The organism is Aminobacter sp. MSH1 (assembly GCF_003071665.1).
Classification (GTDB): domain Bacteria; phylum Pseudomonadota; class Alphaproteobacteria; order Rhizobiales; family Rhizobiaceae; genus Aminobacter; species Aminobacter niigataensis.
Genome location: NZ_CP026265.1, coordinates 257,611 through 279,214, shown reverse-complemented (window position 1 = coordinate 279,214; position 21,604 = coordinate 257,611). Strand labels below are relative to the sequence as shown.

Genomic DNA, 21,604 nt, shown 5'->3' with positions numbered 1-21,604 from the left:
CCGGTGGCGCCTATTTCCCATGCGCCGCAAAGGCGAATCGATGGTCCGAGCGCATACATATTCCGCTAGGAGCGAGGTGGCCAACTGATAGGCCGGTGCGCTGGATGGCAACAGGCAGGCCCAGTTGGTCGCGCCGGCTCCCGTTGTCGGTTTCACGCCACCATTCGTTCATGGTGTCGATCACCTGCTGGTCCATATGCCGTCGGACGATTACGCTCGTTTCAAAAAGCTCCGACTTGGCGGGAAAGCTTGCCGCGCGATACCTGGCAATCTGCGGGTCTATGATTTCAGCCGCATCTTTGTTCCGGCGTATACACTCGGCTGCCTCATCATAGATGCACATCCTCAGGGGGTGCTTCCACGTCGCCATATTCTGAGAGGTGTCGAGGCCCGATATTAGGTCTTGCGGATCCACGAGCAATTTCAGGTTGCCATCCGTCCAGACCGACCACTCGTAGTCTTGCAAGTAGAGATGGGGATGCGTCTTGACAAACCTGGCAGTGCGCACAGGGTCTTTGTGGTAGTAATCAATTTCCCGTTTTGACCAAGCGCTCTCCGCGGGAACATTACCTTCGGTGAAAACGAAGAAATCTACATTGTCCGGGCGAATTGCAGGCTCCTTGAGGCTATCATAGCCACCGACAATGGCCGTAAATACTGCAACACGCCCAACGTTTGGCGTTCCACTCTTCTTACTCCCATTGCTGAGGATCAGGTTAAGGTAGTGCATGAGCGGATTTGCGCGCTTTTCTCTCAGCACGGGATTGGCGTCAATATAGGCAGCAGGAACAAACCACTCAGTTGGCTGCAGCCCCTGTTTCCAACCAACGCGGCAGTAATGCTCGACTGGATCCATTCCCCCAGGGATCTTGCCCGCATGGGTCCGTGCGTAGAACTCAGACTTGAAGGCATCTGCCGCTCGAATAACAGTCGCAGCTTCTTGCTCACTGGGTCCAAACGTATCGATTGCAATTGTTACGTGTTGAACAGCAGGCTTGGCCTGTTCGGGACGAACGGGTGGCGCGACATCAACCTGGGGCGCGACTGTTGGCTTGCTACCTGACGCAGCGTTGCGAACTCGCCGCACAAATCTGCGAATTTCGCGATAGACACGTTTGGCCGACGGAGCCTTTTGGAGACGGTCCTGCTGCACTTTCGCTTTGGCGGCGATCGATTCAATGTCCGTCACGAAGTGGCCGACGCTCCTAGGCTTCAGATTGCGATGGATCTCTTCAACCGAGCCATAAGCCCAGTGCGCCAATGCGAGCCGCTCTTCTATCTTTGAGAGATTGTCAGAAAGCGTTGTGGACTTGGGGTTGAGACCTGAGACGACGCACATCCCCTTCATTTCCACATCATAGACTTGGACATTTAGGTCTGGGCGATACTCCCTGAGAATTGGCACTATGCGATAGACGTCGCCGGTCCAAACCTTGGTCGTACGCTCGCGGGCAGCGGCCTCAATGGTTGGAGGCAGAACATCGTCTGAGACAATTACCCCGGAGTGCTTTGACAAGCGTTCTAGGTTGATGAAATCGCGGAGGGCATACTCAGCAAGGTGCATTCCATCGATAAATGAGAGCTCTATCGGAGCGCCAACAGTATTTAGAACATCAGGTTGCGCAAAGAATTCATCGCTTGTCATTCGGAACAAGCGAGTCGGAGCCGAAAGCTCCTCCCTGACTTCAAATGAAGGATCGACCGCAATTGAAGGGCAACGCGACAGTGATAGGCTGTACCCATACTGGCATCCAACTTCGAAGTAGTTCTGCGGCGCGAGAACTCGATGCAGATGTTTAAGGGCAGTTAGATAGTCCAATGTAAAGAACCCGCATCACAATGTGGCTTTGCCTATGCTGGACAGTTAGATGAAATGGCAAATGATCGCAATTATGCAGAATGCTCTCTCCCGCGAAATTCCATCCCCATCAGTTGAATAGGCCGAATTTCCGTAGACCCGATATCAGGGCATAGACGCGCTCTGCCAGTTGCGGCAGCGTCACCGAACCGGTCGCAAATGTCGTGCGGGTGCGCCCGGTATCAGTCCCGATCGTCGTCGGCTTCTTCGGGCGACCGCCTTGGCCGAGGACCAAGCCCGCGTTCAAATCATTTAGATAGAGCGTACAAAGCTCCTTGATGGTGATCGCCTTGTGGTCGAGTTGTCGCTCTTCGGCGAGGTTGTCGCCCTGCGCCACTCGACCGAATTGGATCTTCGCTTCCTGGCGCGCGATCTCGGGCGTCCAGACGCCATGGAGTCCGATCGTGAGCTGCGCTTGCCGGAAGCGAATACGCGCAGGCCGAAGCCGGGCAGTTCGTCGTCCCAGATGATGTAGTCCTTGTCACGAATCTCGGAAGCGTACGACCCTTTGGGTGATCTTTGGCATACCCTTCCTCCAAAGAGCCCGGCTTCTCGCGTAAGCACCACGTAAGCACGCGGGCGGAAATCGGGGCGTGGATTTTGGATAGGAGCGGTCACCAGAGAATTAGAAAATATCCAGTCCTTTCAGATGGATATCGTACTGTAGCGTGCCCTATCGCGGTTTTCGGATAAGGCAGATCTAATTGCTCCGAAGGCAGAGGTCACAGGTTCGAATCCTGTCGGGTGCGCCATTTAACAGATTGAAAACAGATATAGTTTTCCGTCTTTTTGCTCCCCAAAAGATTGATCGATTTGGCTGCTGGCACAGTTCCAGCACAGGCGGGTCGGTTCATGGCTGCGCTTCGGAAGCGAGCAAGCAAGTTTCATGTGCAGGTGAGGAGGACAGGCTTTGCGCCGGTAACGCGCTGGAATGGTCGCGGGCAACAAGCGGCAGTCGGGCATCGAAATTCACCGAACCGATTGCTCATTCCTCCACTGCAGGAATGAGCAGGCAGATGTAACGCCAGCAGATTCTGCGGCTTCGCTCCAGATCTGCCTCCTCATAGTCGCTCGCGATCTGCCAGAAAAACCCGTCGATCATCGCGGCGATACCGTGGACCGTATCGTCCACCTGTTCCGGCGGAACCAGCCGTCTGACGGCATAGCGGATGTTCGACACGAAACGGGCACCCGTCAGTTGATACAGGTGCTTGATGCGCGGTTCCGTCTGGGACGCGATCATGAACTGCATCCATGTCGCCGCTCGCTTCGGGGCACCCAGGTGTTGCGGTGCGAACGAACCGTCGACGATCGCGCGCAGCCGCTGCGCTGGCGTGGGATCAGCAGGCGCCACCCTCATGATGTCCTGACGAAACAGGTTCGAGAGATTGCGCATCGCCAGCGCCATCAGCTCTTCCTTGCTGTCGAAATAGTGGTTGACCAGGCCGGCCGACATGCCGGCGCGGCCAGCAATGCTGGCCATCGTCGCTCCGGCCAATCCTTCCTCACCGATGACTGCGATCGCCGCATCCATCAGCTCATCACGGCGCATCGCCTTGATTGATCGCCTTGCCATTTACACTACCTTCCGATAATATATTGATTGCTCATTCAATATATTATACGTTCATTTAATCCAAGCCGGAGTTCACATGCCAGCCGTCGTCATTTCCGGGGTAAAAACAGTCGAAACCCATTGGATTCCTTTGGCCGATGGCCGCAAGCTCGCCGCACGGCTGTTCCTCCCCGAAGGTGCTGAAGACAATCCTGTCCCTCTGATCCTGGAATACATACCGTATCGCCGCCGCGACGGCACGCGTAAGGGCGACGACGAAATACACCTGTTCTTTGCCGCCCACGGCTACGCCTGTGCCCGCGTCGATATTTCCGGAACCGGCGATTCCGACGGCTTGCTGGAGGACGAATACGTCAAGCGCGAGCAGGATGACGGACTGGAAATCCTGGCCCATCTTTGTGCCCAGCCATGGTGTACGGGCGTCGCCGGCATGATCGGCATCAGCTGGGGCGGATTCAGCGGCCTCCAGGTCGCCGCGAGGAAGCCGCCGCAATTGAAGGCGATCGTCACCGCATGCTCGACGGATGACCGTTATGCCTGTGACGCCCATTACAATGGCGGCCTGCTGATCAACGACAATTTCGGCTGGGGCGGCGCCTTGTTCAGCTACGCGGCGCTGCCGCCGGACCCTGCCGTTGTCGGCGAAGAGCGCTGGCGTGAAATGTGGAAACATCGCCTCGAGGACCACAAGAACCACGCCGCCCAATGGCTGAACCACCAGCGTCGCGATGCTTTCTGGAAGCAAGGCTCGGTCTGCGAGGATTACTCTTCGATCGAATGCGCCGTGCTGGCGGTCGGTGGCTACCTCGATGGTTATACGCAGGCGATCTTCAATCTTGTCGAGAACCTTGAAGCGCCGGCGAAGGGGCTTTGTGGGCCGTGGGGCCATACCGAGCCCCATGGCGGGGTCCCTGACCCAGCCATCGGCTATCTCCAGGAATGCATCCGCTGGTTCGATCACTGGCTGAAGGGCATCGAAAACGGCGCCGAGCGCGACCCGGACATGCGCCTGTACCTGATGGACTACGCGAAACCCCACTCGCATATGGGTGCCAGATCGGGCCGTTGGCTGGGATTCCCGCAATGGCCGGCAAGACAGATCGTTCGCAAGCAATTGTGGTTGAACGCCGGTTGCCATCTCAGCGAAACACCGGATGCAGGCGGCGCGAAACCTGCCATTTCCTCGCCACTCACCACCGGTGTGCAAGGGCAGGAATGGTGCCCCTATGGCCAGGGCAGGATTGCCGCGGAAGGCGCGCGCGACCAGCGGACCGACGACGGCGGGTCGTTGTGCTTTGACACCCACGTGCTGAGTGCGGAGCTGCCGCTTGCCGGAGTGACGAAAATAAAGCTGCGCGTTGCCGCCGACAAGCCGCAGGCGCAGGTTTGCGTCAGGCTGAACGATGTGGCGCCCGATGGCACCTCCGCCTTCCTGACCTTTGCCCTGCTCAATCTCACGCACCGGAAAAGTCATGAGTTCCCGGCACCTGTGACCCCCGGTCAATTCGAAGATGTCGAGCTTTCGTTCAAGCCGATAGCGCAAACGATCCCGGTGGGACATAGGCTGCGGGTGGCGATTTCGTCGTCCTATTGGCCGATGGCCTGGCCGTCGCCGCAGCGCACGACGCTGACCATTGATTGCCAGGGTTGCCAGCTCGACCTGCCCATTCTGAATACCGAAGATGGCCTTGTGCCTGTCCAGTTCGAGGAGGCTGCCTGGGCCGAGCCCGGTGCGGTGACGGTCAAGGAGCCGGCACGCCAGTTGCGCTCGCTCACGACAGACCTGCCTACCGAGCGAACCGAACTGACGGTGCTGTCTGATGACGGCCGGTTCGTCATCGAGGAAACGGGCACGGAAATCACCGCCTGGCGCCGCAAGGTCTATGGCATCGATGACAATGACCCGGCCAGCTGCGTCACACAGGTGACCTGCCATGAAGAATTCACCCGGCCTGATTGGAACGCGCGTCTGGATTGCGAAATCACCATCAGCTGCGACCTCGCCAATTTTTACATCGGCGGCTGGGTCAAGGCTTATGAGCGCGGGCAGATATTTGCAGAACGGAGATATGACGAGGTCATTCCGCGCGACTGCATGTAACAAATAAAGGGGGGAACAGCATGAGCGTGAAACTTGATCGTAGAACTTTCCTTCTAGCTTCATCCGCAACGGCACTTCTGCCTTTTGCCGGGTTTGCGCGAGCCGCAGGCGACCGACTGAACCCGGTCATCGCCGTGGATGCGGATATCGGCAGCCTCGACCCGGGCAATCGCGTCGGCACGACCGAGGGCAACATCATCCGTTCGGTTTGCCAGACACTGGTGCGGTTCGAACCGGGCAAGCTCAGCTGGTCCAACGATGCGGCAAAGGAGATACGACAGATTTCCGATACCGAGTTCGAATTCGAGCTCAACGCAGGCCAAATGTTCACCGGTGATTTCGGCGAGATGACCGCCGAAGACGTGAAGTACTCGTTCGATCGCTTCATCAATGGCGACAACGGCAAGAAACTTGCCTACGCCGACGACATGGAGGCTCTGAAGTCGGTCGAAATCACGGGAAAATACACCGGCAAGCTCATCCTCAAGCACCGCTCCGCGGCGCTTTGGTTGATCGGTATCTGCGACGCTTCCGGGGCAATCCTGTCCAAGAAGGCCTGCGAACAGCTGGGCGACAAGATCGCCACGACCCTCATCGGTTCGGGGCCGCTGCTGCTCAAGGACTGGCGCCCCAAGGAGCAGTTCCTGCTTGCCGCAAATCCCGACTACAAGGGTCCTTTCAAGGCTCGCGTCGGGGAAATCACCGGCAAGATCATTCCCGAACGCAGGACCTCCTTCCTGGCCTATCAGGCGAAGGAACTGGATTTCACGGCCTTCGACGCCGACCAGCTCGACACTGCGAAGGCGCTGCCGGACACCGAAGTGATCGACATTGCCGGCGTCGACTACACCTGGATCGGCATCAACGTCCAAAAAGGTGCCCTGGCCGATGTCAAGGTGCGCCAGGCGATCCGCTGGGCGATCGACGTCGATGCAATCATTGAAGGCGCCTATGCCGGCGCCACCTCGCGCGCCAAGACGCTTCTGGCTCCAGGCCTGCTCGGCAACTGGGCCGATGCACCGCTCTACAACCGGGATCTCGAAAAAGCGCAGGCGCTGCTGGCCGAAACCGGCCTGACCGGCCTGACCTTCAGCTTCACCTGCCTCAACGACGCCACCTCGCTTGCCGTGGCCCAGATCGCCCAAGCCAATCTTGCCGAAGTCGGCATCACGCTCAACATCAACCCGATGGATTCCGGCGCCTATTGGGCGCTTGGCGCCGACAATGCCAGCAAGGATCTCGAACTCACGCTCATACCCTACACCTCCAAATTCGATCCGAGCTTCCAGACACAATGGTTCCTTGGCAGCCAGGTCGGTCTGTGGAATTGGCAACACTGGAACAGTCCCGAGTTTGACAAGCTGCACCAGCAAGGCGTGGAAACGCTAGAGAAGGCACAGCGAGAGGCAATCTATATCGAAATGCAGAAGCTGCTCGACGAATCCGCGTCCTGCATCTGGATCACCCATGGCCGGAATTTCTTTGTCGATGCGTCGTGGCTAACGCCGATGCTCCTGCCGAATGGCAAGGACTGGCAGTTCGAGTACTTCGACAGAGCGTGAGCCAACAATGATGTAGGTCGATCAAGCCGGGGAACCTTGGGGGAGGGGAAACAGATGATCAAAGCGCAGCGGACGGCCGCGTTCATCGCATCGCGCCTCGTGTCGGTCGTGCTGACCATTGCCGGCGCCACCCTTCTACTGTTCCTGATGATGCGTCTTGTCCCGGGAGACTTCGCTTCCGTGATGCTTGGTCCGCGGGCGACGCCTGAGCTTCGCGTTCAAATCACGCAGGCCATGGGCCTCGACCGTAGCATCCCGGAGCAGCTCTGGCTGTTCTTCAGCCGCATCGCCACCGGCGATTTCGGCGTCGATGTCGTATCGAATCGGCCGATCCTCGATATCGTGATGGATGTGATCCCCAACACCTTGGCGCTGGCCTTCAGCGCGCTGGCGCTGGCGTTGCTCGTCGGCATTCCGATCGGCGTGATCGCGGCGCTGAAGCCGGGTTCGTGGCTGGATAGCGGCCTGGCCCTGCTGTCCATTTCCTTCATCACGACACCTACTCTCGTGGTGTCGGTCGCCCTCTTTCTCGTCTTCGCCATCGGCCTGCATTGGTTGCCCGTGGCGGGGGCCGGAGAACCGGGCGACACGTTCGACCAACTACGGCATTTGATCCTGCCGAGCGTGGCACTGGCACTTGGCTGGATCGGCTACATCTCGCGGCTTGTCCGCGCTTCCTTGCTCGACACCCTGGCGGAACTTCACGTGCGGACCCTCCGCGCCTACGGCGTGTCGGAATACCGCATCGTCGGATTGTATTCCCTGAAGCTCGCGCTGGTGCCGATCGTGTCGATCCTCGGCATAGGCCTGGGCGAATTGATCGGCAGTTCGGTTGTGGTGGAGATCATCTTCGCCCGTCCTGGCATCGGAAGCCTGATCTTCAACTCCATCGCGCAGCGTAATTATCCGATTGTGCAGGCTTGCGTGGTGTTCATCGTCACCTTTTACATCATCGCCAATCTGGTGGTCGACATGATCAACGCACTGCTCGACCCTCGCATTGCGGCGGGTCGCGGGTGATGGGGTCTTTCGCGACACTGAAACGCATCTGTTCGGAGCGCGATGGCAGGCTCGGCCTCGTTTTTACGCTCGTCATTCTCATATTCGCGATCGTCGGGCCACTGGTCAGTCCCGACCCCAATCTCATCGATGTGAAAGCCCGCTTTGCGCCACCGGGAGCGGCGCATCTTTTGGGAACCGACAACCTGGGGCGCGATCTTGTTGCGCGCACATCCGCCGGCACACGCTATGCGCTCGCGCTGGCAGCGATGATCGTCGTCATCTCCTCGGTCGTCGGATCGCTGATCGGCGTCGTAGCGGCTGTTGCCGGTCCTCGGATCGACCGGGTGATTACCGGTGTCTTCGACATCGTCAACGCATTTCCGCCGCTCATCCTGGCATTCGCCCTCATCGCCCTCTACGGCAAGGGACCAATCACATTTGTGCTCCTGGTCACAGTCGTCTTCATCCCGCAGTTTGGCCGGATGGCGCGGGCGCGGGCGCAAAGCCTGCGGAGCCTGAGCTTCATCGAGGCCGAGCGCATGCTGGCCGTTCACCCCGCCACCATCGTGGCTCGGCACTATTTGCCCAATGTGGCCGGTCCCATCATCGTGCTGGCCAGCATGAACCTGCCCGTCGTCATCGCCTTCGAAGCATCGCTCTCGTTCCTCGGCTTCGGCGTGCAACCGCCGAAATCCTCGCTCGGCACGTTGATCAAGGATGGCTTCGTGTCGATCAACCAATCCTGGTGGCCCATCATCGCGGCCTCGCTGGTCCTGGCGATCGCAACGCTCGGCGCAACCCTCCTCGGGGAAGCACTGCGGCGGGTGATCGACCCCAAAACGACCGGAGCGCGCTGATGGCGATCTCGGTGCGCAATCTGTCGGTCGACTATAATCTGTCCCATGTTACCGCGCATGCACTGCGCGACATCTCGCTGGAGATCGGCAAAGGCGAGATACTCGGTCTCGTTGGCGAATCCGGCAGCGGAAAATCGACCGTCGCATTCGCATTGATGGGCCTGCTCGCCAACAATGCAAAGGTTACGTCAGGCACCGCTACCATCGGCGGCCGGAGCTATGACCTGACACAGCGCGACGCCACGGCTCCACTGCGGGGACGCGGCATGGCGATGATCTTTCAGGATCCGATGCTGTCGCTCAATCCGGTGTTCACCGTCGGCACACAGCTCTGCGAAGTCCTTCGCCGGCGGTTGCCGGGTGGTGACCGCAAGACACATGTCGCCATGGCCGAGGAGGCGCTGGCAAAGGTCAAGCTGAGCGACCCGAAGCGGCGGATGGGCCAGTACCCTCACGAATTGTCCGGTGGCATGCGCCAGCGCGTGGTGATCGCCATGGCGCTTCTGTCCGAGCCGGTGCTGCTGATCGCCGACGAGCCGACGACGGCGCTCGACGTCACGGTCGAAGCGCAGATCATGCGCGAGATCGTCAGCCTGCGCGATCGCATAGGCTGCGGGGTGCTTCTGATCACTCACAGTCTAGGGCTGGTGACCGAATATTGCGACCGCATATCGGTACTTTATGCCGGCGAACGGCTGGAGAACGGCACGGTCAAGCAAGTCCAGCAGCAGCCCGGTCATCCCTACACGCGCATGCTCTTTGACTGCGAGGTCGCAATCGATCGCCAGCGCGCCGTCAACGTCACCGAAAACCGCTTTACCGTCATTCCCGGGGAATTGCCTGACCCGTTCCGGCGTCCATCCGGTTGCATCTTCAACGGCCGCTGCGATGTCTCGTTCGAGGCGTGCGCGACGACTGTTCCGGACGAATTTGCGGTCGGTGACGGAGCGGACCACGGCGCGCGCTGTCTCTTGCTGGCGGGCTCATGATGGATGCCATCTCGATCAGCAAGGCGAGATTGCGTTTTGGCCAGACCATCGCTCTCGACGATGTATCCCTCGCCATTCCGCAAGGCACGTGTTTCGGCATTGTCGGCGAGTCCGGTTCCGGCAAGACGACGCTGATGCGGGCCATTCTCGGGTTGCAGAAGCTCGACCAGGGCGATGTCTGCATTCTGGGCATGCCGCTGTCGCATAGCCGCGCCGCGCTGAAGAAGAGGGCGCGTGTCTTGCAGCCGATCTTCCAGGACCCGGCGGCATCCCTTTCCCCGCGCAGTCGCATCCGCACGCTGATGGGCGAAGTCGCCACGGTCTTGAACGAACCGCTGGCGGTGACATACGAGCGCCTTGGCGTCATCTTGAACCGGCTTGGCCTGCCGAAAGGCATCCTCGACAAATACCCTCACGAGATCAGCGGCGGTCAGGCTCGGCGGGTGGCCATCGCGCGTGCGCTGCTCATGAAACCGTCCATCCTGATCGCCGATGAGCCGACCGCCGGCCTGGACGTCTCCGTTCAGGGCGACTTGCTCAATCTCTTGCAGGACATCAGGCAGTCGGAAAACATGACGCTTGTCGTCATCAGTCACAATCTGGCTGTTGTTCGGTTGATCGCTGAAAACGCTGTCGTGATGTGTGCTGGAAAAGCGGTCGAGAGCGGCGATGTAGCCTCGATGTTTCAATCGCCACGAGACGCTTACACGCGCGAGCTTCTTTCAGCCTGGCCGCGCCTGCGCGTCGAATAAGAAATTTCCCCACATGGGCAACACCAGCCGCCCCGAGTCTCCTTCAGGCTGGATAAAAGTTTGGGGGCAACGTCAGCGTGAATCCTGTCGGGCAAGCCAGCTTTTTGGTATGATCGGGAGCTGTGCTTTGCGCTCGGACTGGCCAAGTGGGCGTACCAAATGCCCGCTTCTCGGCCGACCCTATCGGACAGACAGAGCCGTATTGGGCCGTGCCACGGCCGGGGATGCTGCCGCTCCCTGCGCCGGACTGGCCATGTCGGGGAAGTTCGGCTAGCTTTCCCTCATCCGAAACATTCCGGTGAACCTTTTTGCGGCCAACAACGACCAAGCAGACAGGAGCCCGGCGGTTGCACCGGCCATGAACATCGCATCAGACCCGATGTCCGATCGTGATCTCGTGAGCCGCGTCGCAAACGGCGACCGCGCCGCTTTGCGGCTCCTGTTCACGCGCCACCACGCACGGGTCTACCGTTTCGTGGCGCGCCAGACGGGGTCGGAAGCCATGGCGGATGACGTTGCCAATGAAGTGTTTCTGGAGTTGTGGCGCAAGGCGCCGCAGTTCGAAGGCCGTTCGGAAGTCTCGACCTGGCTGCTCGGCATCGCCCGCTTCAAGGCGCTGTCGTCGCTGCGCAAGCGCAAGGAAGACTGGCTCGACGACGACGATGCCGCCGCAGTGCCCGACGGCTCGGATACGCCGGAAGTGGTAACGATGAAGCTGGACAAGGGCGCCGCCCTGCGCCGTTTCGTCGACGCGCTGGCCGAGGAGCACCGCACCGTCATCGACCTCGCCTATTATCACGGCAAGTCGGTGACCGAGATCGGCGAGGTGCTCGACATTCCGGTGGCGACGGTGAAGACGCGGATGTTCTATGCCCGCAAGAAGCTCGGCGAAGCCCTGAAGGCCGCCGGATACGACAGGGGCTGGCCATGAGCGCTGCCGAAGAGATGTCCCGCCGCGACGAGATCGAAACGCTGCTGCCGTTCTACCTGAACGGCACCCTGGAAGGTGCCGAACTGGCGACCGTCGAGGACTGGCTCGCCAGCGATCCGGCCGCGCCCGCAGCGCTGGAGGCAGCCGAGGCCGAATTCTCAGGCACGATGGCGTCCAATGAGGCGATCCGCCCGCCGGCCGATGCGCTGAGCCGCTTCTCCAGGCTGCTCGATGCCGAGGCCGGGCCGGTCCGCGAGCCGCAGGCGCAGTCGCTGCTGGCGCGTGCCTGGGAGCGGTTCATGGGCGTGCCCGTGGGCGTCGCCTGGGCCGCGGCGGCAGCATTGCTGGCCTTCATCGTCGTGCAGGGCGTGGTGGCGCCTTCGGGCACCGGTTCCGACATCCAGGTCGCCGGCACCGGCGCGGAGCAGTCGAAGCTGCCTTTCGCGCTGGTCACCTTCAAGCCTGACGCCAGGATGGCCGACATTGCCGCGCTGCTCGGCGACAACGGTGCGGCGATCATCGATGGCCCGACGGCCAGCGGCGTCTTCCGCATCGCCATTCCTGCCGAAACTGTCGCCGACTACGATCGCATCGTCGGCCTGATCGCGGCGGCACCCTTTGCCGATACGGTGACAGCGGGAAGGAAGCCTGCGGGATGACGCTGCCGAGGCGAGTTGTAGGGTTGATGCTGGCGGCGACATTGTTCGCCGCCACGCCTGCATTCGCCCAGACCAACGATCCCAGCCTGACGCCGCAGCAGCTCGACTGCCTCAGCCGAGCGACGGCGGCGACGGCTGCTGACTGCCTGCAACCCGGCGCGCAGCCGACGCCGGGCGGTCCGGGTTCCGGCGGCGAAATCCCGCCCCGGGCGGTCGGCCTGCCCGAACTGCTGGTCGACCTTTTTCCCAATCCCGGCGACTTTCCCGGTGTCGCATCCGGGGGGCAGCCAGCGACGCCGGTGCCGACGCCCAATCCGCTCCGCGACCCGGCCGCCGCAAGCCCGGATCCGTCAGGTGGCGGCGCGCAGGCGGGTGGTGGTCAGCCGACACCGCCGCCGCCTGATGTGCCACCACCCGGAACCGCGATTACCGCGCCGCCGCGCGCGATCTCGGGTGCCTTCGTGCCCGACGAAGTGCTGGTCACCGTCGATGGCGGCGCGCCGGTCGCGCAAGCTGTCGCTGCCGCCTATGGCCTGGAAATCCGCTCGCAGCGTCTGTCGGCCCTGCTCGGCACCAGCCTTGTCCGCTACGGCATTCCCGACGGTCGCCCGGTCGGTACGGTGCTTGCGCAGCTTGCCGGCGATGGCCGCACCACGACACGCGAACCCAACCACATCTACGAACTGCAGCAGGCGGCGGCAGGGCCCAATTTCGCCTTCCAGCGCATCGCGCTCGACGAGGCCGCCGCCAATGGCGAGAACGTCAGCATAGCGGTCATCGACACCGCCATCGACGACACTCACCCCGCGCTGAAGGGCGTCGTCGCCGGCAGTTTCGACGCCATGCCGGGGGTGACGGTCACCGCACGCGACCACGCCACCTCGGTCGCCGGCCTGATCGCCGGCACGGGACCGTTCAAGGGCATGGCGCCGGGCTCGAAGATCTTCCATGCCCGCGCCTTCGAAGGCGGCAAGTCGAACATGGAAATCATTCTCAACGCGCTCGACTGGGCAGCCGAGCAGAATGTCCAGATCGTCAATATGAGCTTCGTCGGGCCCAAGAACGCATTGCTGGAGCAGGCCAGCCGCGGCGCCCGCGCCCGCGGCATGATCCTCGTCGCTGCCGCCGGCAACAATGGCCCCGGCGCGCCCTATGGCTACCCCGCCGCCTACAAGGGCGTCATCGCGGTAACGGCCACCGATGCCAAGGACGCGTTGATGAAGCAGGCCAATCGCGGGCCCTACGTCTACATCTCTGCCCCCGGCGTCGACGTCATGGCCCCGGTCGGCGGCGGCACGGACCTGGTGACGGGCACCTCGTTTGCCGCAGCGGTGGTCAGCGGCGCGATTGCCAATTTGTTGCACAACGAGCCAGGCCGCTCTGCAGAATCGATCGAAAAGGCACTCGCCGCCACCGCCACCGATCTCGGCGACAAGGGCCGCGACACCGATTTCGGTTTTGGCCTAATCAACACCAAGGCTGCCGAGGCCGTGAAGGAGTAGGGCCGGCACCGTCCGTCACAGCGGAACATAGAGTTCTGGTGAGCAAGTTGGACCGAGCGGCGTCGTAACGACGGCTTCCAACCGGTTGCGTCCTCAACAAGTTTAGTGAAGCAGCGCGTTGGCCAAAAACCGTGGATAGGTTCTTCGACACTCTATTGCGATTTCGAGGGAAGGCACGACGGCGGGCGGTATACACCTGCATGTTTGGCTATTCGGAGACATTTGCCGATAGATATTTCAAGCGGGATGGCAAGACCGACTTCATTTGCTTCACTGATGACCGGTCTTTGAAATCCAGTCTGTGGCAGTTCAAATACGTCGACTCGCGCAAGCTTGGCCCGGTTCGAACATCCAAAATGGTGAAGCTTCTACCGCATCGCTTTGTCGGCGGTTACGCGGCGAGCTTGTATTTCGACAATACTGTCGAGCCAAAAGTCCCCGCCGAGGGCTTTTTCCAACTGCTGGATGCAACTCCAGAGCCGATGCTGTGCTTCCGCCACCCCGAGCGAAGCTGCGTGTACGACGAGGCTGAGGTTGTGACCGCCTTGGGTCTGGACGATCCTTCCACGATCGCCGCGCAAATGGATCATTATCGCGCCCTCGGGTATCCGGTCGGCGCGGGGCTCATTACGGCGACGATAATGCTAAGACGACATAACAATGCGGCCCTCGTTACCGTAATGGAGAGCTGGGCTGCCGAGGTGAAAAGATGGTCATATCGTGACCAGCTCTCGTTCAACGTCGTTGCCTGGCGGCACAGGTTCCAACCTGCCTATCTCACGGGCACGCCACATGAAAATGAACTATTTGACTGGCCACGCATAAGCGGCCATCGGCTGCCTCGTGGGTTTCGCGACGAAGTCTATCTAAAATTGAACCCTGACGTTGCAGCCGCAGGCATGAACCCAAGAAAACACTACATCGAAGCAGGATTTGCAGAGGGCCGGCGCTGGAACTAGGCGCTCCCCAAACTTCGACCAGCTAGTCGATACGGAGACCTACTCCGCCTTGCCTTCCTCTTCGAATGTCACCGCGACATCGGCATTGGCCGACAGCCGCACCTTGTTGCCCTCGGTCTCCGCAACGAGTGCCATGGAGATGTAGTGATGGTGGCCGCGATGGCTGCCTTCGCCGCTGTCCTTTTTCGTGAGCTTGATGCGCCCGTTCTCGACCTTGTCGACGGTGCCGATATGCACGCCGTCGGCGCCGATGACTTCCATATGCTCGCGAATTGCTGTGCTGGCTGACACGACCGTTCTCCTTGTCTGGGATTGGCAAACGAAAACGCGCTCAGCCTCGATTGGATGCAAGGCCCGACGCCGTCGCAGCGGAATTCGCATTTCTTATTGCAAACGATTTGCAATTGCATTGACAGGTGACGCGGCTGCCACTAGGTAAGGCATCGTATCTGCCGCCCATCGGGCGCGTATTCTCGAACGGGATTTCCATGACAGCGCTACGCACCACCTTCGCCGCCATCGCCATGCTCGCGGCCATGCTCGGGCTATCGGCCTGCTCCCAGGACAGCGAAGCCGGCGGCAAGATGAAGGTGGTGACCACCTTCACGGTGATCGCCGACATCGCCCGCAACGTCGCCGGCGACGCAGCCGAGGTGGAATCGATCACCAAGCCGAACGCCGAGATCCACAACTACCAGCCGACGCCGGGCGACATCCTGCGCGCCCAGAAGGCCGATCTCGTGCTGTGGAACGGGCTGAACCTCGAACTGTGGTTCGAAAAGTTCTTTGAAAACCTTGATGGCGTGGCGCAGGCCGTCGTCTCCGATGGCGTAAGCCCGATGGGCATCGCCGAAGGCCCCTACACCGGCAAGCCCAACCCGCATGCCTGGATGTCGCCCGAGGCGGCGCTCATCTATGTCGAGAACATCCGCAAGGCCTTCGCCGAGAAGGATCCTGCCAATGCCGAGGTCTATGCCAGGAACGCGGCCGCCTATTCGGAGAAGATCAAGGCAACGGTCGCACCGATCCACAAGGCCATCGAGACCATCCCCGCCGAGCGCCGTTGGCTCGCCACCAGCGAAGGCGCGTTTTCCTATCTCGCCCGCGATTTCGGCTTGAAGGAGGTCTATCTTTGGCCGATCAATGCCGACCAGCAAGGTACGCCCCAGCAGGTGCGCAAGGTGATCGACCTCGTCAAGGCCAACAGCATTCCGGCCATGTTCAGCGAAAGCACGGTGTCGTCCAAGCCGGCCGAGCAGGTCGCGCGGGAAACGGGCGCCAAGTATGGCGGCGTGCTCTATGTCGACTCGCTGAGCGACGAAGGCGGCCCGGTGCCGACCTATCTCGACCTGCTCAGCGTCACCACCCAGACCATCGTCAAGGGGCTTTCCCAATGAACGTTCCGCTGAAGGGGCGCCCCGCGGCCCAGGCACAGGCCGGCGACGGCCTCAGCGTCGACAACATCTCGGTCACCTACCGCAACGGGCACACGGCCCTGCGCAACGCCTCCTTTTCCATTCCGCGCGGCACCATCACGGCGCTTGTTGGCGTCAACGGCAGCGGCAAGTCGACCCTGTTCAAGTCGATCATGGGCTTCGTGCCGCTTGCCACCGGCAGCGTTTCGATCCTGGGCCAGCCGGCCCGCGAGGCGCTCAAGAAAAACCTCGTCGCTTATGTGCCGCAAAGCGAGGATGTCGACTGGAACTTTCCGGTGCTGGTCGAAGACGTGGTGATGATGGGCCGCTACGGCCACATGAATTTCCTGCGCATGACTCGCACGATCGACCGCGAGGCGGTGGACGCGGCGCTTGAACGCGTCGGCATGGCCGACTTCCGCAAGCGCCAGATCGGCGAGCTCTCGGGCGGGCAGAAGAAGCGCGTCTTCCTGGCGCGCGCGTTGGCGCAGGAGGGCGAGCTGATCCTGCTCGACGAGCCCTTCACCGGCGTCGACGTGCGCACCGAAGAAGCGATCATCACGCTTTTGCAGGGCTTGCGCGACGAAGGCCGGGTGATGCTGGTGTCGACGCACAACCTGGGCTCCGTGCCGCGCTTCTGCGACCGCGCCGTTCTGGTCAACCGCACCGTTCTCGCCTCCGGGCTGACGGCCGAAACCTTCACCAAGGCCAATCTCGAAAAGGCCTTTGGCGGCGTGTTGCGCCAGTTCATCCTGGGCGGCGCCGAGCTACACCAGGACGCCGCCGACAAGCGTCAGGTGACAGTGCTGACCGACGACGAGCGCCCCTTCGTCATCTATGGCGACGGCAACGGCAACGACGCTGCGGCCAAGAAAAGCGGGCCCAAGAAATGATCGCCATGCTCAGCGAGCCGTTCGGCTATGGCTACATGCTGAACGCGATGTGGGTGTCGGCGCTGGTCGGCGGGGTCTGCGCCTTCCTCTCGGCCTATCTGATGCTCAAGGGCTGGTCGCTGATCGGCGACGCGCTCTCGCATTCGATCGTGCCGGGCGTTGCCGGCGCCTACATGCTCGGCCTGCCGTTTGCGCTTGGCGCCTTCCTTTCGGGCGGGCTTGCGGCCGGCGCCATGCTGTTCCTCAACCAGCGGACCAAGCTCAGGGAAGACGCCATCATCGGGCTGATCTTCACCTCGTTCTTCGGGCTCGGCCTGTTCATGATCTCGCTGTCGCCGGCCTCGGTGAACATCCAGACCATCGTGCTCGGCAACATCCTGGCGGTGACGCCGGCGGACACGCTTCAGTTGGCGCTGATCGGCGGCATTTCGCTGGCCATCCTGCTCGCCAAGTGGAAGGACCTGATGGTCGCTTTCTTCGACGAGAACCATGCGCGCTCGATCGGGCTCAACCCCGACATGCTCAAGGTGCTGTTCTTCATGCTGCTGTCGGCCTCGACGGTGGCGGCACTGCAGACGGTGGGTGCTTTCCTGGTCATCGCCATGGTGGTGACGCCGGGGGCGACCGCCTATCTTCTCACCGACCGCTTTCCCCGGCTCATCATGATCAGCGTGGCGATCGGCTCGATCACCAGCTTCGTCGGCGCCTATGCCAGCTATTTCCTCGACGGCGCCACCGGCGGCATCATCGTGGTGGCCCAGACGCTGATCTTCCTGATCGCGTTTGTCTTCGCGCCGAAGCACGGGCTGCTGGCCGCGCGGCGGCGGGCGCGGGTCGAACTGGAGGCGGGAGCATGATCGAAACCCTCGCGCTCCCCTTCGCCTTTCCGTTCATGCAGCAGGCGTTCGCCATCTCGCTGCTGGTGGCGGTGCCTATGGCGCTGCTGTCGTGCTTCCTGGTGCTCAAGGGCTGGTCGCTGATGGGCGATGCCATCAGCCATGCCGTGCTGCCCGGCGTCGTGCTCGCCTATATCGCCGGCATCCCGCTTGCCATCGGCGCCTTCGCCGCCGGCATGACCTGTGCCCTGGCGACCGGCTATCTCAAGCAGAACAGCCGGGTCAAGGAAGACACGGTCATGGGCATCGTCTTTTCCGGGATGTTCGGGCTCGGCATCGTGCTCTACACCAAGATCCAGACCGACGTGCATCTCGACCACATCTTGTTCGGCGACATGCTGGGCGTCAGTTGGTCCGATGTCGGCCAGACCGCGGTGATCGCTCTGATCGCTACCGGGGCCATCGGCATCTTCCGCCGCGACCTGCTGCTGCACGCCTTCGACCCGCAGCATGCGCAGGCCATCGGCCTGCCGGTCAGGCTGCTGCATTACGGGCTGTTGACCGTGCTGTCGCTGACCATCGTCGGTGCGCTGAAAGCTGTCGGCATCATCATCGCGATCGCCATGCTGATCGCGCCGGGCGCAATTGCCTATCTGCTCACCGACCGCTTCGAGCGCATGCTCATGGTGTCGGTGCTGGTGGCGGTAGCGTGCTCGTTCGCAGGCGTCTACCTCAGCTTCTTCATCGACAGCGCGCCGGCACCGACAATCGTGCTGCTGATGAGCCTGACCTTCGTCGTCGCCTTCTTCATCTCGAGGCGCCGGACAGCGCTTCGGGAGCGACAGGTGGTGGTGGCGGATTGAGCCATCCTTCACCCTCCCCACAAGGGGGAGGGTGAAGAGCGTCACGCGGCTGCGGCCGCCAATCTGCGGCGGGCAAACGAATGGCCTTCGCTGTCGAAGATATGCAACTCGTCGGGGCTGGCGGCGAGCCGGATCTTCGCACCGCGCTTGACCTCGACATTGCCCGGAAGCTTGGCCACCAGCGGCTGGTCGGCCCGGCCGATGTCGACATAGACGAGCTGGACCTCGCCGAGCTGCTCGACATAGTCGACGAGCCCCTCGAACAGGTAGTCGTCGCCGGTCGCGACATAGAGGTCCTCGGGCCGCACGCCGAAGCTCACTGCCCTGCCTTGGGCATCAGTAGGTGTCGCCACCGGCACCGGGGTCTTGTGGCCGCCGACATGGCTGACCAGGCTGGTCTCACCGGCCCGCTCGATGGTGCCGCCAACGATGTTCATCGCCGGCGAGCCGATGAACTGGGCGACAAACAGATTGCCGGGGTGCTTGTAGAGTTCCATCGGCGTGCCGACCTGCTCGATGCGTCCGTCCTTGAGCACGACGATACGGTCGGCCAGCGTCATCGCCTCGACCTGGTCGTGGGTGACATAGATCATCGTCGTGTTGGGCATCGACTCCTTGAGCTTGGCGATCTCGATGCGGGTGGCGACGCGCAGCGCCGCGTCGAGGTTCGACAGCGGTTCGTCGAACAGGAAGACCTTGGGGTTGCGCACGATGGCACGGCCGATCGCGACGCGCTGGCGCTGGCCGCCGGACATCGCCTTGGGCAGCCGGTCGAGATACTTGGTCAGCTGCAGGATCTCGGCGGCGGCGCGCACCCGCTTGTCGATCTCGGCCTTGCTTTCCTTGGCGATCTTCATGCCGAAGGCCATGTTGTCGTAGACGGTCATGTGCGGGTAGAGCGCGTAGGACTGGAACACCATGGCGATGCCGCGCTTGGATGGCGGGATGTCGTTGACCTTCTCGCCGGCGATCTCCAGCGTGCCGCCGGTGATCTCCTCGAGCCCGGCGATAGAGCGCAGCAGCGTCGACTTTCCGCAGCCCGAGGGGCCGACGAAGACGATGAACTCACCCGATTTGATGTCGAGATCGATGCCGTGGAGAATGTGCAGATTGCCGTATGATTTCTTGACGTCCCTGAGCGTTAGATCGGCCATGGTTTCCTCCCAGATTTCTGTCAGCGTCGGTCAGGCGAAGCGCCCGAACCAGGCGCCGTAGCCGCCGAGCCGGACTGCGCCGGTGTCTGCCTTTCCATCAAGTCCGTGTCCCGCCAAAGGCTGCAGGCCCCTGCCTCCGAGATCGACCGTGGCCGGTGCGCTGCCGAGATTGAAGACGCAGACGATCTCCTCGTTGCCCTCGCGGCGGCTGAAGGCGACCGTGTCGCCTTGCGCATCGAGGAACGAGATGTCGCCCTTGGCAAGTGCGGGATGCGACCGGCGGAACGAGAGAAACCGGCGGTAATGTTCGAGTAGCGAGGCCGCGTCGCCTTCCTGCGTATCGACCGCCTTGGCTAGATGGTCTGCCGGCACCGGCAGCCACGGCTTGGCCTTGGAGAATCCTCCATTGGCGGCGTCCTTGTTCCATACCATCGGCGTGCGACAGCCGTCGCGGCCCTTGAACTCCGGCCAGAAGCGGATGCCATAGGGGTCCTGCAGGTCCTCGAAGGCGAGGCTGGCTTCAGTCAGGCCGAGCTCTTCGCCCTGGTAGATGCAGACCGAACCGCGCAGCGACATCAGCAGCGCCGAGACGACCTTGAGATAGGCGGTGCGGTTGGCCTCGCCCATGCCCCAGCGCGAGGCGTGGCGGACGACGTCGTGGTTGGAGAAGGCCCAGCATGACCAGCCGTCGCGGGCCGCCTTGCCGAAATCCTCGAGCACCGTGCGCACCTTGGCGGCAGAGATCTTCTCCGGCGCCAGGAAGTCGAAGGCGTAGCACATTTGCACCTTGTCGCCGCCAGCGGTGTAGGACGCGACGACCTCAAGACCGCGCTGGGAATCGCCGACCTCGCCAACCGCCGCTGCGGCAGGGTACTCGTCGAGCACGGCGCGGAAGCGGGCGAGGAATTCAAGGTTCTCCGGCCGGCTCTTGTCGTAGATGTGGTCCTGGAAATTGTAGGGGTTCACCGCCGGTGCGGTCTGGTCGTTGCGCTCCTCCGGCGGCAGCGCTGGATTGTCCTCCAGCCCGGCCGAGTGGAAGTAGAAGTTGATGGTGTCGAGGCGGAAGCCGTCGACGCCGCGGTCGAGCCAGAAGCGGGTGACGTCGAGCAGCGCGTCCTGGACGTCGCGGTTGTGGAAGTTGAGGTCGGGCTGCTCGGACAGGAAGTTGTGCAGGTAATACTGCATGCGCCTGGTGTCCCACTGCCAGGCCGAGCCGCCGAAGATCGACAGCCAGTTGTTGGGCGGGCTGCCGTCTGGCTTGGCGTCGGCCCAGACGTACCAGTCTGCCTTGGCGTTGTCGCGGCTCGCCCGGCTTTCTTTGAACCAGGGATGCAGGTCGGAGGTGTGCGAGATGACGCCGTCGATCATCACCTTGAGGTCGAGCCGGTGCGCTTCCGCGATCATCGCGTCAAAGTCGGCCAGCGTGCCGAACATCGGGTCGATGTCGAGATAATCCGAGATATCGTAGCCGAAATCCTTCATCGGCGACTTGAAGAAGGGCGAGATCCATACGGCGTCCGCGCCGAGGTCGGCGATGTGCGGCAGCCGCGAGATGATGCCCTTCAAGTCGCCGATGCCGTCGCCGTTGGAGTCCTGGAAGCTGCGAGGGTAGATCTGGTAGATCACGGCCCCCCGCCACCAGTCGCGATCCGCAGCGGGAGCGGGGTTTTCGATCTTGCGCATTGCGGCCTGCAT

General features: G+C 61.9%; 19 protein-coding genes and 1 pseudogene. 14 read left to right on the top strand and 6 right to left on the bottom strand.

Going from position 1 to position 21,604, the window contains the following annotated elements; genetic code table 11:
- Nucleotides 1–10: 10 nt before the first annotated feature.
- The 3 genes and pseudogenes from CO731_RS01395 to betI all read right to left on the bottom strand — a co-directional run bounded on the left by CO731_RS01395 (nt 11) and on the right by betI (nt 3,434).
- Nucleotides 11–1,819, bottom strand: coding sequence for a glycosyltransferase domain-containing protein (locus CO731_RS01395; protein WP_159091517.1), 1,809 nt, complete (start codon nt 1,817–1,819; stop codon nt 11–13).
- A gap of 211 nt (nt 1,820–2,030) precedes the next feature.
- Nucleotides 2,031–2,384 (bottom strand): annotated as a pseudogene (locus CO731_RS01390) (Arm DNA-binding domain-containing protein); the annotation flags it as partial.
- A gap of 459 nt (nt 2,385–2,843) precedes the next feature.
- Nucleotides 2,844–3,434, bottom strand: a complete 591-nt coding sequence (betI, locus tag CO731_RS01385; RefSeq protein ID WP_108605624.1) for a transcriptional regulator BetI — start codon at nt 3,432–3,434, stop codon at nt 2,844–2,846.
- Between the two features lie 76 nt (nt 3,435–3,510).
- Here betI and CO731_RS01380 point away from each other — a divergent pair, with 76 nt between their 5' ends.
- From CO731_RS01380 to CO731_RS01335, 10 genes are all read left to right on the top strand, one after another.
- Entirely contained in the window at nt 3,511–5,535 is a 2,025-nt protein-coding gene (locus CO731_RS01380) for a CocE/NonD family hydrolase (RefSeq protein WP_108605623.1), read from the top strand.
- 20 nt (nt 5,536–5,555) lie between these two features.
- Entirely contained in the window at nt 5,556–7,097 is a 1,542-nt protein-coding gene (locus tag CO731_RS01375; RefSeq protein WP_108605622.1) for an ABC transporter substrate-binding protein, read from the top strand.
- Nucleotides 7,098–7,151: 54 nt separating this feature from the next.
- Complete coding sequence (locus CO731_RS01370) at nt 7,152–8,117, top strand: ABC transporter permease (RefSeq protein WP_108605621.1); 966 nt, start codon at nt 7,152–7,154, stop codon at nt 8,115–8,117.
- Complete coding sequence (locus CO731_RS01365) at nt 8,018–8,956, top strand: ABC transporter permease (protein WP_199914532.1); 939 nt, start codon at nt 8,018–8,020, stop codon at nt 8,954–8,956. The genes CO731_RS01370 and CO731_RS01365 overlap by 100 nt, the downstream gene beginning before the upstream one ends.
- Nucleotides 8,956–9,945 carry an ABC transporter ATP-binding protein gene (locus CO731_RS01360; protein WP_108605619.1) on the top strand — a complete coding sequence of 330 codons (990 nt, stop codon included), beginning with the start codon at nt 8,956–8,958 and terminating at the stop codon, nt 9,943–9,945. The genes CO731_RS01365 and CO731_RS01360 overlap by 1 nt, the downstream gene beginning before the upstream one ends.
- Complete coding sequence (locus CO731_RS01355) at nt 9,942–10,697, top strand: ATP-binding cassette domain-containing protein (RefSeq protein ID WP_108605618.1); 756 nt, start codon at nt 9,942–9,944, stop codon at nt 10,695–10,697. The genes CO731_RS01360 and CO731_RS01355 overlap by 4 nt, the downstream gene beginning before the upstream one ends.
- A 358-nt stretch (nt 10,698–11,055) precedes the next feature.
- The gene (locus CO731_RS01350) at nt 11,056–11,628 is read left to right on the top strand and encodes a sigma-70 family RNA polymerase sigma factor (RefSeq protein ID WP_055981680.1); all 573 of its coding nucleotides are present in this window, start codon (nt 11,056–11,058) and stop codon (nt 11,626–11,628) included.
- Nucleotides 11,625–12,287 (top strand): anti-sigma factor, encoded by a 663-nt coding sequence (locus tag CO731_RS01345; RefSeq protein WP_108605617.1) that lies wholly within the window; start codon nt 11,625–11,627, stop codon nt 12,285–12,287. The genes CO731_RS01350 and CO731_RS01345 overlap by 4 nt, the downstream gene beginning before the upstream one ends.
- The gene (locus CO731_RS01340; protein ID WP_108605616.1) at nt 12,284–13,789 is read left to right on the top strand and encodes a S8 family serine peptidase; all 1,506 of its coding nucleotides are present in this window, start codon (nt 12,284–12,286) and stop codon (nt 13,787–13,789) included. The genes CO731_RS01345 and CO731_RS01340 overlap by 4 nt, the downstream gene beginning before the upstream one ends.
- Nucleotides 13,790–13,989: 200 nt before the next feature.
- Nucleotides 13,990–14,748 (top strand): glycosyltransferase domain-containing protein, encoded by a 759-nt coding sequence (locus tag CO731_RS01335; protein WP_108609562.1) that lies wholly within the window; start codon nt 13,990–13,992, stop codon nt 14,746–14,748.
- Nucleotides 14,749–14,787: 39 nt separating this feature from the next.
- Here the strand turns inward: CO731_RS01335 and CO731_RS01330 are convergent, their stop codons facing one another.
- The gene (locus CO731_RS01330; RefSeq protein WP_245439566.1) at nt 14,788–15,039 is read right to left on the bottom strand and encodes a DUF2171 domain-containing protein; all 252 of its coding nucleotides are present in this window, start codon (nt 15,037–15,039) and stop codon (nt 14,788–14,790) included.
- A 233-nt stretch (nt 15,040–15,272) separates the two neighbouring features.
- Here CO731_RS01330 and CO731_RS01325 point away from each other — a divergent pair, with 233 nt between their 5' ends.
- From CO731_RS01325 to CO731_RS01310, 4 genes are read left to right on the top strand one after another with little or no spacing between them, the layout of a single operon-like run.
- Complete coding sequence (locus tag CO731_RS01325; RefSeq protein WP_108609561.1) at nt 15,273–16,145, top strand: metal ABC transporter substrate-binding protein; 873 nt, start codon at nt 15,273–15,275, stop codon at nt 16,143–16,145.
- Entirely contained in the window at nt 16,142–17,056 is a 915-nt protein-coding gene (locus CO731_RS01320; RefSeq protein WP_108605614.1) for a manganese/iron ABC transporter ATP-binding protein, read from the top strand. The genes CO731_RS01325 and CO731_RS01320 overlap by 4 nt, the downstream gene beginning before the upstream one ends.
- Entirely contained in the window at nt 17,053–17,913 is an 861-nt protein-coding gene (locus tag CO731_RS01315) for a metal ABC transporter permease (RefSeq protein ID WP_108605613.1), read from the top strand. The genes CO731_RS01320 and CO731_RS01315 overlap by 4 nt, the downstream gene beginning before the upstream one ends.
- A complete protein-coding gene (locus tag CO731_RS01310) occupies nt 17,910–18,755 on the top strand; it encodes a metal ABC transporter permease (RefSeq protein ID WP_108605612.1) in 846 nt (281 codons plus the stop codon). Before CO731_RS01315 ends, CO731_RS01310 begins: the two co-directional genes overlap by 4 nt.
- A 41-nt stretch (nt 18,756–18,796) precedes the next feature.
- Here CO731_RS01310 and ugpC read toward each other — a convergent pair whose 3' ends face one another.
- Both ugpC and CO731_RS01300 read right to left on the bottom strand, forming a co-directional pair.
- Nucleotides 18,797–19,909: a sn-glycerol-3-phosphate ABC transporter ATP-binding protein UgpC gene (gene ugpC / locus CO731_RS01305; protein WP_108605611.1), complete on the bottom strand. Its 1,113-nt coding sequence runs from the start codon at nt 19,907–19,909 to the stop codon at nt 18,797–18,799.
- A gap of 30 nt (nt 19,910–19,939) precedes the next feature.
- Nucleotides 19,940–21,604, bottom strand: coding sequence for an alpha-amylase family glycosyl hydrolase (locus tag CO731_RS01300; RefSeq protein WP_108605610.1), 1,665 nt, complete (start codon nt 21,602–21,604; stop codon nt 19,940–19,942).

What these genes read in the sequence shown, in the direction of transcription:
- CO731_RS01320 (WP_108605614.1), top strand. Translation starts at nt 16,142, where the DNA reads ATGAACGTTCCGCTGAAGGGGCGCCCCGCGGCCCAGGCACAGGCCGGC.
- CO731_RS01355 (WP_108605618.1), top strand. Translation starts at nt 9,942, where the DNA reads ATGATGGATGCCATCTCGATCAGCAAGGCGAGATTGCGTTTTGGCCAG.
- CO731_RS01300 (WP_108605610.1), bottom strand. Translation starts at nt 21,604, where the DNA reads ATGCAGGCCGCAATGCGCAAGATCGAAAACCCCGCTCCCGCTGCGGAT.
- CO731_RS01340 (WP_108605616.1), top strand. Translation starts at nt 12,284, where the DNA reads ATGACGCTGCCGAGGCGAGTTGTAGGGTTGATGCTGGCGGCGACATTG.
- CO731_RS01360 (WP_108605619.1), top strand. Translation starts at nt 8,956, where the DNA reads ATGGCGATCTCGGTGCGCAATCTGTCGGTCGACTATAATCTGTCCCAT.
- CO731_RS01350 (WP_055981680.1), top strand. Translation starts at nt 11,056, where the DNA reads ATGAACATCGCATCAGACCCGATGTCCGATCGTGATCTCGTGAGCCGC.
- CO731_RS01380 (WP_108605623.1), top strand. Translation starts at nt 3,511, where the DNA reads ATGCCAGCCGTCGTCATTTCCGGGGTAAAAACAGTCGAAACCCATTGG.
- CO731_RS01370 (WP_108605621.1), top strand. Translation starts at nt 7,152, where the DNA reads ATGATCAAAGCGCAGCGGACGGCCGCGTTCATCGCATCGCGCCTCGTG.
- CO731_RS01310 (WP_108605612.1), top strand. Translation starts at nt 17,910, where the DNA reads ATGATCGAAACCCTCGCGCTCCCCTTCGCCTTTCCGTTCATGCAGCAG.
- CO731_RS01335 (WP_108609562.1), top strand. Translation starts at nt 13,990, where the DNA reads ATGTTTGGCTATTCGGAGACATTTGCCGATAGATATTTCAAGCGGGAT.
- CO731_RS01325 (WP_108609561.1), top strand. Translation starts at nt 15,273, where the DNA reads ATGCTCGCGGCCATGCTCGGGCTATCGGCCTGCTCCCAGGACAGCGAA.
- ugpC (WP_108605611.1), bottom strand. Translation starts at nt 19,909, where the DNA reads ATGGCCGATCTAACGCTCAGGGACGTCAAGAAATCATACGGCAATCTG.
- betI (WP_108605624.1), bottom strand. Translation starts at nt 3,434, where the DNA reads ATGGCAAGGCGATCAATCAAGGCGATGCGCCGTGATGAGCTGATGGAT.
- CO731_RS01375 (WP_108605622.1), top strand. Translation starts at nt 5,556, where the DNA reads ATGAGCGTGAAACTTGATCGTAGAACTTTCCTTCTAGCTTCATCCGCA.
- CO731_RS01315 (WP_108605613.1), top strand. Translation starts at nt 17,053, where the DNA reads ATGATCGCCATGCTCAGCGAGCCGTTCGGCTATGGCTACATGCTGAAC.
- CO731_RS01345 (WP_108605617.1), top strand. Translation starts at nt 11,625, where the DNA reads ATGAGCGCTGCCGAAGAGATGTCCCGCCGCGACGAGATCGAAACGCTG.